This is a genomic window from Blautia sp. MSJ-36, assembly GCF_018917985.1.
GTDB lineage: Bacteria > Bacillota > Clostridia > Lachnospirales > Lachnospiraceae > Blautia_A.
This window is the reverse complement of the sequence record NZ_JAHLPQ010000011.1, coordinates 18,879-31,695: the sequence shown is the minus strand read 5'-3', so window position 1 is coordinate 31,695 and position 12,817 is coordinate 18,879. Positions and strand designations below refer to the sequence as shown.

General features: G+C 46.2%; 13 protein-coding genes. 8 read left to right on the top strand and 5 right to left on the bottom strand.

Features of this window, described 5'->3' with window-relative positions:
* Positions 1-49: 49 nt before the first annotated feature.
* The 3 genes from KQI39_RS09600 to KQI39_RS09590 all read left to right on the top strand — a co-directional run bounded on the left by KQI39_RS09600 (position 50) and on the right by KQI39_RS09590 (position 2,257).
* Positions 50-409 carry a P-II family nitrogen regulator gene (locus KQI39_RS09600; RefSeq protein WP_015527276.1) on the top strand — a complete coding sequence of 120 codons (360 nt, stop codon included), beginning with the start codon at positions 50-52 and terminating at the stop codon, positions 407-409.
* A 205-nt stretch (positions 410-614) separates the two neighbouring features.
* Positions 615-1,427, top strand: a complete 813-nt coding sequence (locus KQI39_RS09595; RefSeq protein WP_244092719.1) for a GTP pyrophosphokinase — start codon at positions 615-617, stop codon at positions 1,425-1,427.
* Between the two features lie 47 nt (positions 1,428-1,474).
* On the top strand, positions 1,475-2,257 hold the full coding sequence (locus tag KQI39_RS09590; RefSeq protein ID WP_216418060.1) for an HAD-IIA family hydrolase: 783 nt from the start codon (positions 1,475-1,477) through the stop codon (positions 2,255-2,257).
* Between the two features lie 131 nt (positions 2,258-2,388).
* Here KQI39_RS09590 and sdaAA read toward each other — a convergent pair whose 3' ends face one another.
* From sdaAA to KQI39_RS09575, 3 genes are read right to left on the bottom strand one after another with little or no spacing between them, the layout of a single operon-like run.
* Positions 2,389-3,258 (bottom strand): L-serine ammonia-lyase, iron-sulfur-dependent, subunit alpha, encoded by an 870-nt coding sequence (sdaAA, locus tag KQI39_RS09585; protein WP_216418058.1) that lies wholly within the window; start codon positions 3,256-3,258, stop codon positions 2,389-2,391.
* A 20-nt stretch (positions 3,259-3,278) separates the two neighbouring features.
* Positions 3,279-3,947 carry an L-serine ammonia-lyase, iron-sulfur-dependent subunit beta gene (gene sdaAB, locus KQI39_RS09580; protein ID WP_173761863.1) on the bottom strand — a complete coding sequence of 223 codons (669 nt, stop codon included), beginning with the start codon at positions 3,945-3,947 and terminating at the stop codon, positions 3,279-3,281.
* A gap of 5 nt (positions 3,948-3,952) precedes the next feature.
* The gene (locus KQI39_RS09575) at positions 3,953-5,173 is read right to left on the bottom strand and encodes a dicarboxylate/amino acid:cation symporter (protein WP_216418056.1); all 1,221 of its coding nucleotides are present in this window, start codon (positions 5,171-5,173) and stop codon (positions 3,953-3,955) included.
* 187 nt (positions 5,174-5,360) lie between these two features.
* Here KQI39_RS09575 and KQI39_RS09570 point away from each other — a divergent pair, with 187 nt between their 5' ends.
* From KQI39_RS09570 to KQI39_RS09560, 3 genes are all read left to right on the top strand, one after another.
* On the top strand, positions 5,361-6,233 hold the full coding sequence (locus KQI39_RS09570; protein WP_173761865.1) for a LysR family transcriptional regulator: 873 nt from the start codon (positions 5,361-5,363) through the stop codon (positions 6,231-6,233).
* Between the two features lie 66 nt (positions 6,234-6,299).
* Complete coding sequence (locus KQI39_RS09565) at positions 6,300-6,767, top strand: DUF2284 domain-containing protein (protein ID WP_216418054.1); 468 nt, start codon at positions 6,300-6,302, stop codon at positions 6,765-6,767.
* 99 nt (positions 6,768-6,866) lie between these two features.
* Positions 6,867-7,991, top strand: a complete 1,125-nt coding sequence (locus tag KQI39_RS09560; RefSeq protein ID WP_216418052.1) for a DUF362 domain-containing protein — start codon at positions 6,867-6,869, stop codon at positions 7,989-7,991.
* 73 nt (positions 7,992-8,064) lie between these two features.
* Here the strand turns inward: KQI39_RS09560 and pdxT are convergent, their stop codons facing one another.
* Both pdxT and pdxS read right to left on the bottom strand, forming a co-directional pair.
* Positions 8,065-8,640, bottom strand: a complete 576-nt coding sequence (gene pdxT / locus KQI39_RS09555) for a pyridoxal 5'-phosphate synthase glutaminase subunit PdxT (RefSeq protein ID WP_216418050.1) — start codon at positions 8,638-8,640, stop codon at positions 8,065-8,067.
* Positions 8,640-9,521, bottom strand: coding sequence for a pyridoxal 5'-phosphate synthase lyase subunit PdxS (pdxS, locus tag KQI39_RS09550; RefSeq protein ID WP_216418048.1), 882 nt, complete (start codon positions 9,519-9,521; stop codon positions 8,640-8,642). The genes pdxT and pdxS overlap by 1 nt, the downstream gene beginning before the upstream one ends.
* Positions 9,522-9,999: 478 nt before the next feature.
* Here pdxS and KQI39_RS09545 point away from each other — a divergent pair, with 478 nt between their 5' ends.
* Together KQI39_RS09545 and KQI39_RS09540 are read left to right on the top strand one after the other, a co-directional pair.
* Positions 10,000-11,274: an MFS transporter gene (locus KQI39_RS09545; RefSeq protein WP_216418046.1), complete on the top strand. Its 1,275-nt coding sequence runs from the start codon at positions 10,000-10,002 to the stop codon at positions 11,272-11,274.
* Positions 11,275-11,446: 172 nt separating this feature from the next.
* Complete coding sequence (locus KQI39_RS09540; RefSeq protein ID WP_148444900.1) at positions 11,447-12,643, top strand: PucR family transcriptional regulator; 1,197 nt, start codon at positions 11,447-11,449, stop codon at positions 12,641-12,643.
* The last annotated feature ends 174 nt before the right edge of the window (positions 12,644-12,817 follow it).

Sequence of the window (12,817 nt, the reverse complement as noted above, 5' to 3'; positions counted from 1 at the left end):
AGAAAAGAATTTTTTATGGCAATGGTCGTGCGAAAATGGAGGAAATCGTATGCTTATAAAAATAGAAGCAATTGTAAGAGAAGAAAAAATGGAAGATGTCAAAGCCGCATTAAATGAGATCCAGGTAAACGGTTTTACCGTGACCCAGATCATGGGATGTGGAACCCAGCGTGGTTACACAGAATATGTCCGTGGTTCCAAGATCGATGTATTTCTGAAACCGAAGATCAAATTTGAGATCGTGGTATCTTCAGAGGACTGGGAGATCAAAGTCATTGATGCCGTGCAGAAAGCCGCCTTTACCGGCGATCCCGGCGATGGAAAGATATTCAGCTATGAGATCCGAAACGCCGTCCGCATCCGTACCGGCGAGACCGGATACGATGCGCTGCAGTCGGAATTCCTGTAAATTGTTTCATTAATATGTAAATGATGTGTGAAAGAGTCCTTCGGGAAGTCACAGGGATATCAGGAGATATGACCTTGAGACTTTTCGGAGGACTTTTTTACCACAGATTTAACAATAGCCTTACGCTGATTTGATGAAAAATATCATGTGGCCGGTATAATATATAAGATGTACACGAAAACTGAAAATAACAGATAAGGCAAAAATGACAAAAAAGAAATCAAAGAAAAAAATAAGTAAAAAACAGAAATCCATGAAAGAAGGATTCACACAGGCCAAAGAGGCGCAGAAGAAGGAAAATCCCAAAAAGGATGATCCGGCTCAGAAATCAGAGCAGAGCAAAGTTATGGATTCAACGGAACTGGAAAATCAGAAGCTGGCAGCAGAAAAAACAGCAGCTATCGCAAGCTACATCAAAGATCCGGACTACCGTCTCCGCTGCAAGGCAGCTATTGATATCCTTATGGCAAAACTGAAGATGATCAATGCGGAACTTTCCGGGCAGAAAAAACGTACCGTGATCAGTCAGATTACCAGCCGGATCAAAAGCGCGGAGAGCATCTACGCAAAACTTCTGAAAAAAGGACTGGAACCGGATTTCGAGACAGCCAGGAAAAATCTGAAAGATCTCATCGGCATCCGTGTGGTCTGTCCTTTTGAGGATGAACTTTACCAGGTGGCAGAATTTCTGGAGATGCAGAAAGATATCGAGATTGTCCGGATCAAGGATTATATCAGAAATCCAAAGAAAAACGGCTACAAAAGTCTGCATCTCATCATAAAAGTTCCCATCTATTCTGCAGAAGGCGAGCAGAAAGAACTGGTGGAAATACAGCTTCGGACCATTGCAATGGATTACTGGTCTGTGTTAGAATATGAATTGTATTATAAAAAAAGAGACAATGCTGAAATTGAAGCAGAATTAAAAAAATATGCAGAAGAAATTGCAAATCTGGATTACAGAATGCTGAAATTACGAAATAAGATCGAGAAGATCGTATACAAAGAAACGAATTAATCAGCGGATTCAGATTGCGAATATCCGCATCAGACAGGGAGGAATTTATGGAAACATTAAGATCCAAAAAAGGATTTATCTGCGATATGGATGGTGTGATCTACCACGGAAACAAACTTCTTGACGGAGTAAAGGAATTCGTGGAATGGCTTCAGAGAGAAGATAAGAGCTTTCTGTTCCTTACCAACGCAAGCAGCCGTTCCCCGAGAGAACTTCATGAGAAGCTTCTCCGTATGGGACTGGATGTTGGAGAAGAACATTTTTATACCAGTGCACTTGCAACTGCCAAGTTCCTGCAGAGCCAGGCTCCGGGATGCAGCGCTTATGTAATCGGAGATCATGGCCTTTACAATGCTCTGTATGATGCAGGGATCACCATCGATGATGTTTCCCCGGACTATGTAGTTGTAGGTGAGACGACCACATACGGATATGAGCATATCTTACGTGCCATGAACCTGGTAAACAAAGGTGCCAAGCTCATTGCAACCAACACAGACATTACAGGTCCTATCGAAGGCGGAATCGCACCGGCCTGCCGTGCATTTGTGGCACCTATCGAGGCAACCACAGGCAAACAGGCATACTATGTCGGCAAGCCAAACCCTCTGATGATGCGTACCGGACTTCGTATTTTGGGCGTACATTCCAATGAAGCCGTAATGATCGGTGACCGTATGGATACCGATGTGATTGCCGGTATTGAGACAGGCCTTGACACAGTTCTTGTACTTTCCGGTGTATCCACAAGAGAAACCGTAGACAAATTCCCGTACAGACCGCGCCTGATCCTCAACGGGGTAGGAGACATCCCGACGCTGGAGAAATAAAAGATGTTTACGCATGAGATTATAAGCTAAACTTTATAAGAATAGAAAACGGAGAATTCCCGAAAGAAAAGTTCAGGAATTCTCCGTTTTTATTCATAGTTATAATGACGAACAGCTTATGAAAAACAGCATCAGCTGCAAAGATGACATCTCTCACATGCAGACGGTGTGGCCGCGCAGCCGCCAAGAGCAGTCTCACGAAGCTCGGCAGGAAGTTTTTTGCCCACGGTATACATGGTATCGATCATCTCATCCAGTGGGATGAACTGGGTGATACCTGCCAGAGACATTTCCGCCGCGATAAGGGCATTGGAAACACCGGCTGCGTTACGGTTCTGACACGGATATTCCACCAGGCCGCCTACCGGATCACATACCAGGCCCAGCATGTTCATGAGAACCGTGGAAGCCGCATAAGTACACTGTAGAGGCGTACCGCCAAGAAGTTCTACAGCAGCAGAAGCAGCCATTGCGGAAGCAATTCCAACCTCAGCCTGGCATCCGCCTACGGCACCGGCAACGGTTGCGTTACGCATGGCAAGATAGCCGATGGCACCTGCATTAAAAAGTGCCTGGCGGATCTTTTCATCAGAAAATCCGTAAACTTCCTGAAGGGCAAGTATCAGTCCGGGAACGATCCCTGCACTGCCGGCAGTAGGAGAAGCAACGATAAGGCCCATGGAAGCATTGGTTTCCAGAGTAGCCATAGCGAAAGTGATACTTTTTGAGAGGACATTGCCGCAGAGACTTTTTCCCTGGAACTGGAATTCGTAGAGTTTCCGGGATTCACCACCGATGAGGCCGCCCATAGACTTTACCGGATTTTTGATCGGGGAAAAAGCAGCGTCCTTCATGATCTCCAGAACCCGGTCCATGCGCTGATCCACGATTTTGGCAGTGGTCTCGCCGAGGAGGATCTCACGCTGGCGCATGACCTCGGAAATTGGAAGATTTTTTTCCTGGCAGAGAGCAAGGAGTTCTTTTGCATTTTTAAAATCCATGAAATGTTTCCTCCTTTTCCCTACATCTGAACAACCATGACGTCATGGATGTTGGTGTTCTGGTGAATGCTTTCTACGATATCTTCCGGAAGATGGCCGTCAGATTCCACGATGGTATAGGCCGTGGTTCCCTTGGATTCCCGGAAAAGGCGCATGAAAGCAATGTTAATGTTACGTTCACTTAAGCATCTGGTGATGTAAGCCACAACACCAGGGGTATCCTGATGGATCACGATGATGGCGCTGTATTCGCCGGTGAAATCCACTTTTACGTGGTTGATCTCCACAATGCGGACTTTGCCGCCGCCAAGGGATTCGCCACGGACCGTCATTTCCTGTCCCTGGTCATTGACCATATGGATATCTACTGTGTTGGGATGCACATCCGTTTCCACTTCATTGGGGGTAAAGGAAAAGTCGATTCCCTTATCCGTGGCAATGTCAAAAGAATTCCGGATACGCATATCATCGGTGGAAAAGCCCATGATCCCGCCAAGGAGGGCACGGTCTGTACCGTGTCCTTTATATGTTCTGGCGAAGGATCCGTAAAGGGTGAACTCCACTTTTTTCAGGGGCGGCGTGATCATCTTCTGGGCAAGAAAAGCGATCCGCGCCGCACCTGCGGTATGAGAACTGGAAGGGCCGATCATATTCGGACCCATAACGTCAAATACACTGATAAAAGACATTTTGCTTAGATCTCCTGTGGTGTTTTTACAATAAATTTCTTATAGATCGTATCAACGATCACGCCGATGGCATTGTCACCGGATACGTTGCAGGCAGTTCCGAAGGAATCCTGTGTAATGTAAAGGGCAACCATAATAGCGCAGATAGCGCCGTCCGGATCACCGGCTTCGGCTCCGAATACCATGTAAAGAAACGGAAGGGCAGTCATGATGGAACCACCTGGAGCACCAGGGGAAGCAACCATGGCAACACCGAGAGTCATGATAAATGGAACTACAGTTCCGAGGCTGATAGGCAGCTGGTTCATAAGACAGACAGCTGTTGCGCAGGCTGTGATGGTGATCATGGAACCTGCCATGTGGATGTTTGCACAGAGAGGAACTACGAAGTTACGGATCTGCTCACATACACCGTCATTTTTTGCACATTCCAGGTTAACCGGAATTGTAGCTGCGGAAGACTGGGTTCCAAGGGCGGTGGTATATCCCGGAATCTGATTTTTGATCAGGGTAAAAGGATTCTTCTTGCTTACAGTACCTGCGATCAAGAACTGGATCGTAATGCAGATCAGATGCATGATGATTACAACAAGGAACACTTTCCAGAGGATGCTTAAGATAGCAAATGTTTTTCCGGAAATAGTCATATCTGTGAAAGTACCGCAGATGTAAAGCGGAAGCAGCGGGATGATAATGGTATGAAGGACTTTGTCAATGATCTTGGAAAAGTCGCTCATTCCGTTATAAAGGCTGTTTCCCATCTCTTTTCCACGCATGGAAGAGAGACAGAGGCCCATCACAAAGGCAAGGGCAACTGCGGAAAGGGTATCCATGACAGGACTCAGGGTAATGCTGAAATATGGTGTCAGGGATGCGTCAGCAGTAGCCGCGATCTGATCCAGTGCACCTTCACTCATAAAGTGCGGGAACAGGTTGGATGACACCAGATAGGATGCGGAACCTGCGATCAGAGTGGAGCCATATGCCAGAGCCACTGTGATCAGAAGAAGCTTGCCTGCACCCTGTGAAAGATCTGCAATACCCATGGTCACATAGGCAAGGATCATCAGCGGGATGACAAATTTTAAAAAGGTACTGAAAAATCCGGAAAGGGTTACAACAAAGCGACAGAAGCCTTCCGGAAGGAACTGGCCGAACAGGATACCTACAATGATGGCAATGATCAGCTTCGGAACCAGTCCGATCTTGATTTTTTTCTTTTCCATTTGGATTCTTTCCTCCTAAGTATGAAAATATGTGGTTGCCTGGCAAATTCCAAAAGTTTTGGTGAATTTGCACAAAAATACGATTGACGTCTTCGTGATTGTATTGTAACATTGATATAATAATAAGGCAAATTCACAGATTTCATCATCACGATGAAAAATTTTCATAGAAAAAGGGAGAAAAATCATGGAAATCCGTCAGTTGGAGACGTTTGTACATGTGGCACAACTTCAGAGCTTTTCAAGGGCAGCAGAAGTTCTGGGATACTCCCAGTCAGCCATCACAGTCCAGATCCGTCTCCTGGAAAATGAACTGGAAACCCGGCTTTTTGACAGAACCGGAAAGCGCGTGCTGCTTACTCCGTCCGGAAAAGAATTTCTGGAACATGCAAGCCGGATCTTATATGATGTAAATAAAGCAAAAAAATCAATGAATGATGATGCGGAACTGAAAAATCCACTGCATATCGGAACGATAGAATCCCTCTGTACAGCCAAGCTTCCTTCAGTCTTAGGTAAGTTCCGCGAGTTTCACCCAAAAGTCAGTCTGCAGGTGACCATCGACACACCGGAGCAGCTGATCCGGATGATGGAGCATAACGGTCTGGACTTAATCTACATACTGGATACCCCGAGGTGGGATCAGAACTGGGTGAAAGTTATGGAGAAGGCGGAGCCGGTAGTGTTTGTGGCATCCGCGGATTCAGAGTTTGCGGGAAAGACGTTAAAGATGGAAGATATCCTGGAAGAGCCTTTTTTCCTTACAGAAAAGAACGCCAATTATCGCCAGGCCCTGGATCAGCAGCTGGCTCTTAAGAAGCAGGCACTGTCCCCGGTGCTGGAGATCAGTGACACCGCCTTTATCATCCGCATGCTGGAAAAAAATCACGGACTTTCTTTCTTGCCATACCTGGCTGTGGAGCGGGATATCCGGAAAGGACGGATCGCCCTTTTACATGTGGAAGACGTGGAGATATCCATGTACCGGCAGATCTTTTACCATAAGAATAAGTTTAAGACGAGAGAGATGGAGGAGTTTATCCGTCTGGCAGCAGAGTGAAAGTCTGCGCTTGTAAATACAAATAAAATGTGGCACTATAAAGGAAAAAACACAGGAGAGAGAAAAATGGATCTTATTGAAGAAGCAAAGAAGCTTGGCTTTTCCGATGCTGCGGTCATGAAAACCGATAAGCTGGTGTTTGTGCCGGAATATCGTGTTTTCTGTGAAGAAAATGCCTGTGGCAATTATGATAAAAATCCTGCATGTCCACCGGAAAGCGGGACTGTGGAAGAAATGAAGGAACGTGCCCTGGATTATGAGAACACCCTGGTACTCCAGACGACGCAGGACAGACTCATGGATTACAGAAAAGCCAAGCTTGTACATAATAAGCTGACAGAGCAGCTCGCAGAGAAGATGAAAGAGTGCGGAAAAACAGATATTCTGATCATGAGCGCCGGACCATACAAGCATAATTCCTGTATGTCTGCCTACTGTGTGGATGCGCAGAAGATGGCAGATGCTGTGGGAATGCAGTGCTGGACCAATGATGGAAAGTTCCGGTATTTTTCGCAGATCCTTTTTCGAGAGTAGCGTAGCGCATTTTTTATACATTTTTTGTATAAAAACTGGACATATTGTCAGAAAAAGGGTAAATTTATTTTGAAATGATCAAACAGGAGGGAAACCAGAATGGAGAAATCAACAGTTTATTTCACTGATTTTCGTTGTCCGGTGGGAACCAGCCAGCTGGACAAACTGAAAAAACTCTGCGTTGCAGCAGGAATCAAAGACATTGACATGGACGGAAAATTCGTAGCCATCAAGATGCATTTCGGAGAGCTTGGAAATATGGCATTCCTTCGTCCGAACTATGCAAAGGTAGTCGCAGATCTCTGTAAGGAGCAGGGCGGAATGCCGTTCCTGACAGACTGTAATACTCTTTATCCGGGAAGCAGAAAGAATGCACTGGAGCATCTGGACTGTGCAAATCTTAATGGATTTAACACGATCACTACCGGATGTCAGATCATTATTGGAGATGGTCTTCGCGGAACCGACGAGGTGGAAGTTCCGGTAGTAAACGGAGAGTACTGTAAGACAGCCCGGATCGGACATGCCATTATGGATGCGGACATTTTTATCAGTCTCAGCCATTTCAAGGGACATGAGGCAACCGGTTTTGGTGGTGCCCTGAAAAATATTGGTATGGGCTGCGGAAGCCGTGCCGGAAAAATGCAGCAGCATGCCAGCGGAAAACCGGCCATCAACGATGAAGTCTGTCGTGGCTGCCGTCGCTGTGCAAAAGAGTGCGGAAGTGATGCGATTACTTATATAAACAAAAAAGCAGTTATTGATTATGATAAGTGTAAAGGCTGTGGTCGCTGTATCGGTGCCTGCAGTTTTGATGCGGTATACAATCCCAATAACAGTGCGAATGAACTCCTTGACCGCAAGATGGCAGAGTATGCACAGGCTGTCTGTCATGGACGTCCTCATTTCCATATTGCACTGGTACAGGATATCAGCCCCAACTGTGACTGCCACGGAGAGAATGATGCACCGATCCTTCCGGATATCGGAATGTTCGCAAGCTTTGATCCGGTTGCACTGGATCAGGCCTGTGCGGATGCCTGTCTGAAGGCAACACCGATCGCTAACAGCCAGCTTGGAGAGCATCTGGCAGAGCCGGGCTGGCACTGTCATCATGACCATTTCAAGGATTCCAATCCGAATATTGAGTGGAAGGCAACTCTGGATCAGGCAGAAAAGATTGGCCTTGGAACCAGGGAGTATGAGCTGAAGACAATTAAATAAGCGGGAAAATAAATCTCAGAAAATATCAGAAGATCCGGGAACACAGAGCAGTATGGACTGTGTTCCCGGATTTTCAGTTGCAGGAATTCCGGACGATCTCCAGAAATTTTTCATGGATCCGGGTGTCTTCATCCAGTTCCGGATGAAAGGCGAAAGCCAGCTGATTTTTGTACTGCACGCCGACGATCCGGTCTTCTACAGAAGCCAGAATCTTTGTATCTTTATAGACGTCAGATACATAAGGCGCACGGATAAAAGTCATGGGAACTTTGCCCAAAGATCCAACAGTTTCTTCCGTGTGGAAACTTCCCAGCTGTCTTCCATAGGCATTCCGGCGGACGCACATGGGAATGGTGCCGAAATGACAGCTGTCCTGTCCTTCGATTTCCGACGCCAGAAGGATCAGTCCGGCACAGGTAGCCAGGACGGGCATTCCGTTTTCAATTCTTTTTTTCAGGGGTTCAAACATCTCAAGTTCTTTTAAAAGTTTACTCTGAACGGTGCTTTCCCCGCCCGGGAGGATCAGAGCGTCAAAAGGCTGCTCAAGATCGTTGGCCTGGCGCAGCTCGATATGAGAAACGCCAAGGCGGTCAAGGACCTTTTCATGTTCTGCAAAAGCACCCTGTAAAGCCAGTACTGCAATTGTCATTATTTGCCTCTTTCTGCCATCAGTAAGGCGATTTCCTGTTCATTGATCCCGACCATGGCTTCGCCAAGATCTCTGGAAAGCTCTGCGATCAGTCTGGCATCGGTGTAGTTGGTAACTGCTTTTACGATGGAAGCAGCTCTTTTTTCCGGATTGCCGGATTTGAAGATACCGGAACCGACGAAGACACCTTCTGCGCCAAGCTGCATCATAAGAGCGGCATCAGCAGGAGTGGCAACGCCGCCGGCAGCGAAGTTTACAACCGGAAGCCTGCCGTTATCATGCACATAAGATACCAGCTCATAAGGAACCTGGAGTGTTTTTGCGGCTTCGAAGAGTTCGTCTTCACGCATGCTGGTAAGTTTTGCGATCTCGCTGTTCATTTTTCGCATATGGCGGACTGCCTGAACGATATCACCGGTTCCTGGTTCACCTTTTGTACGGATCATGGAAGCACCTTCATTGATACGGCGGAGTGCTTCGCCAAGATCTTTGGCACCGCATACAAAAGGAACCTTAAAGTCTCTTTTGTTGATATGATAGACATCATCCGCAGGAGAAAGCACTTCACTTTCATCAATATAGTCGATCTCAATGGCTTCCAGCACCCGGGCCTCCACAAAATGTCCGATCCTGCATTTGGCCATAACAGGAATGGAAACCGCATTCTGGATTCCCTCAATCATCTTTGGGTCACTCATTCGGGAAACACCACCTGCCGCACGGATGTCTGCAGGGATACGCTCCAGCGCCATAACCGCACAGGCACCGGCAGCCTCTGCGATCTTAGCCTGCTCCGGGGTGGTGACATCCATGATCACACCGCCCTTTAACATCTGTGCCAGTTCTTTGTTCAGTTTATATCTTTCGTTTGTTGTAGACATGATCTTTATCCTCCCTGATCTTTGGTTTCGTGTTTGATTTCTGATGGTTCCAGATTATAAACCGGACTTGTACATTTAAAAATATCCAAAAATAATAATTTTTAAAGGGAAAGTTTCGAGGCTGTGAACAGATAAAGCGGAAAAGAAATAAGAAGAACGGAAAAGCACGCCTGCTTGAAATGCGTGCTTTTTTGCACCGAAAAAAGAAACATAACGTGTACAGATTATAAAAAATAAGGATTCCAGAGAAAAACAATTGCGTGCACATGCGTGTCTAAAGTAGCGCCATTGTGAATAATATACAAAGAAATAAAGGGATGATTTAGACAAAAATGAGAAAAACAGAAAAGATATAAATTTATATTGCATAATCAAATAGCGTGTGATAACATACATACAACAAAATAAACACGCATTTAGCACGCAAAATAAAAAACGGCACGCAAACAGGCCGGAAAGTTTTTCAGGGGAGGAAATTATGACAGGAGCATTGCAGCTGAATTTAACAGGAACACAGAAAAAACAGCGTCTGCTGACTATGATATTCGGAGCTTTCGCGATCTTTTTTACCGGATATCCGCATGTATGGTCCATTTACCAGCCTTATGTGATGGAGCAGGCAGAGTGGAGTCAGGGACAGGCATCCATGTGCTTTTACCTGGCACTGAGCACCTTTGTATTTGGAAACATCGTAGGCGGAAGGATGCAGAACCACTTTAAGGAAAAAACGATCGTATGGATCGGCGGAGGAATCTTTGCGGCAGGAATTCTGGCATCTGCTTTCCTGATCGTGCCCACACCGGTTCCTATGTATCTTACCTATGGCGTGATGCAGGGATTTGGTCAGGGAATGATCTATACGGTGATCCTGGCAACAGTACAGAGATGGTTTCCGGACCGCACCGGATTTGCTTCCGGTGTTGTGGTAACTGCCAACGGACTTTGCGGATTTTTCCTGGCGCCGCTGAGCCGAAAACTGCTGGAAGCGGAAGGCGTGCAGAAAACCCTTCTGATCGTTGGCGTGGCCATCACGGTTTCCTGGATCCTGTGCGGCATCTTTTTTCAGGCACCGGAAAAGAGCCTGATAAACGCAGGCGGCTCTGGGGTAAAGGCAGGGACACCGGAGGTGAAACAATACACATCCGGAGAGATGATGCGTACAAAGAATTTTTATCTTCTCCTTGCGACCATGTTCTTTGGACTGACCTCTTATTTTATGGTTTCACCAGTATCCCAGACCTATCAGATTGATCTCGGGATTCCGTCCGCAGTGGCAGTCAGCGCCGTTATGCTGGGTTCCATTGTCAATGCAGGAGCAAGACTGGTACTTCCCACACTGGCAGATAAAGTGGGAAGGATCGTCTGCATCAAAGGAGTACTGATTGTGGCAGTGATCGCTATGGGAGTTCTTTTTTCATCCAGATCTCTGGCAGTAACCGTTGCCGTTGTTCTGATGTACGGCTGCTACGGCGGTATCATGGGAAGTTTCCCGTCTCTGACAAGTTCCATTTTCGGAATGAAGCACACAGGGGAAAATTATGGATTTGTCATGTTTGGTATCGTATTCGCAACCTTTGGCGCACCGGCAATTTCCGGCCTGGTAAGAGGCAATGGTTATGGAATGAACGTGGTATTTGGAATCGGAGCTGTTTTTGCGGTGATCGCATTTGTATGCCTGACTTTGCTTGGACGAAACCTTGTAAAAGAGCGTGCTGAAAAATCTGTCAGCACAAAGATTGGTACAGCGTTATAAGTTGCCGGAATCTGATATTTCTGCTAGGATAATTGTCAGGATGAGAAAATTGGAACGGATAGATCACGATGTGACTGCGTTCATGAGCATATAGAAGCGGGGAATAAGGTTTACTTTCCGGTATTTATGAAGGAGAGCGTGTGAAATATTGCAAAGATAAAGGAGAATGCATATGATCACCTGTCAGGATATACTGGAACTGCAGCTGGACGGAGTGGAACTGATCGCCGGGGAAAAGGGTCTTACAAGACCTGTCACATGGACCTATATGGTGCAGACCCGGCCGTTTGCGGAGCATATGAACCAGGGAAATTTTGCCCTGTGCGTGGTAGATTATGTCCGGTTTGATCTTGCGGAAGCGCAGAAAGCCATGGAAGAACTGTATGGACTTGGAATTTCCGGATTTGGGATTTCCATCACCGATGACCGGGAACCTGTTCCAAAAGAAATGATCGACAAAGCCAATGAGCTGAAACTTCCGCTGTTTTACATCCGGTGGGAAGGGGCCTCATTTGTGGATATTGCCCAGAGTGTGGGAAAGATCATTCTGGAATATGAAATGCAGAATAAGCGGATGGGAGATTATCTGTATAATCTTCTGTTTGGCTATGATATCAATGACCGTTATATCGAGAAGATCTCCCAGCAGTTCGGGATCAATTTCACCACACCCTGCAGAGTTGGGATTATTGTGGCTGACCGGAAGTATGGCATCAATCTGGAACAGGATGAACATATCTATGAATATTATGCCAATTATCTGAACCAGGAAGTTATGGAAATGGAAGGAAAGCCCATGTTCCTCAGGTTTCTTAACAAGTTTGTTCTTCTTTTTGAGGCAAAAAAGGACAAAAGTATCGAGCATGAGCTGGAGAAAGTCCTGCAGAAGATCGATGCCAGCCCCCAGTTTCACGGAACCATCCGGAGCACCTGTATCCTGGGCGGGATCTACACCAATCCGGCAGATTTCGGTACCAGCTATCAGGAGGCAAAACGGCTGATCCCCAAAAAAGACATGCTTCCAAATCCCAAACACAAGAAAGTTTTAAGTGCCACAGCCATGGGGATTTACCAGTATCTGTTCAATAACGATAACCATGATGAGATACTGAATTACTGTAATGAAAGGCTTGGAAAACTGGAAGAATACGACCACGCCAACGGAACGTTTCTCCTGGATACCCTGCTTGCCTATTACATGAACGGATTCAGCGTGGGAAAAACAGCCCAGGAACTTTTTATCCACAGAAATTCCCTGCAGTACCGGCTGAACAAGATCCAGGAACTGGTGGATTTTGAGCTGGATGACTACATGGAATATCTGGATGTGGTGAACTGCATCCTGATCAAACGGCTGATGTTTTCCTGATGGTCAGGTTCATGCGAATACAGTATCAGGCATCTGCACTGTGCAAAATGAACAGTTAATTTGTGCAAAATGAAAGTTGACGAAAAAATTCTCCTGAGTATAATGGAGTTCATCAAAACAACAAAGGCGTTGAAGGAAATGAAAAATTTCTTTCAGCGCCCTTTTTGTTTTCAG

Excerpts from the sequence above, each read along its gene's own strand:
- KQI39_RS09590 (WP_216418060.1), top strand. The coding sequence starts at position 1,475 with ATGGAAACATTAAGATCCAAAAAAGGATTTATCTGCGATATGGATGGT.
- sdaAB (WP_173761863.1), bottom strand. The coding sequence starts at position 3,947 with ATGTCTTTTATCAGTGTATTTGACGTTATGGGTCCGAATATGATCGGC.
- sdaAA (WP_216418058.1), bottom strand. The coding sequence starts at position 3,258 with ATGGATTTTAAAAATGCAAAAGAACTCCTTGCTCTCTGCCAGGAAAAA.
- KQI39_RS09545 (WP_216418046.1), top strand. The coding sequence starts at position 10,000 with ATGACAGGAGCATTGCAGCTGAATTTAACAGGAACACAGAAAAAACAG.
- KQI39_RS09565 (WP_216418054.1), top strand. The coding sequence starts at position 6,300 with ATGGATCTTATTGAAGAAGCAAAGAAGCTTGGCTTTTCCGATGCTGCG.
- pdxT (WP_216418050.1), bottom strand. The coding sequence starts at position 8,640 with ATGACAATTGCAGTACTGGCTTTACAGGGTGCTTTTGCAGAACATGAA.
- KQI39_RS09575 (WP_216418056.1), bottom strand. The coding sequence starts at position 5,173 with ATGGAAAAGAAAAAAATCAAGATCGGACTGGTTCCGAAGCTGATCATT.
- KQI39_RS09600 (WP_015527276.1), top strand. The coding sequence starts at position 50 with ATGCTTATAAAAATAGAAGCAATTGTAAGAGAAGAAAAAATGGAAGAT.
- KQI39_RS09595 (WP_244092719.1), top strand. The coding sequence starts at position 615 with ATGACAAAAAAGAAATCAAAGAAAAAAATAAGTAAAAAACAGAAATCC.
- KQI39_RS09540 (WP_148444900.1), top strand. The coding sequence starts at position 11,447 with ATGATCACCTGTCAGGATATACTGGAACTGCAGCTGGACGGAGTGGAA.
- pdxS (WP_216418048.1), bottom strand. The coding sequence starts at position 9,521 with ATGTCTACAACAAACGAAAGATATAAACTGAACAAAGAACTGGCACAG.
- KQI39_RS09570 (WP_173761865.1), top strand. The coding sequence starts at position 5,361 with ATGGAAATCCGTCAGTTGGAGACGTTTGTACATGTGGCACAACTTCAG.
- KQI39_RS09560 (WP_216418052.1), top strand. The coding sequence starts at position 6,867 with ATGGAGAAATCAACAGTTTATTTCACTGATTTTCGTTGTCCGGTGGGA.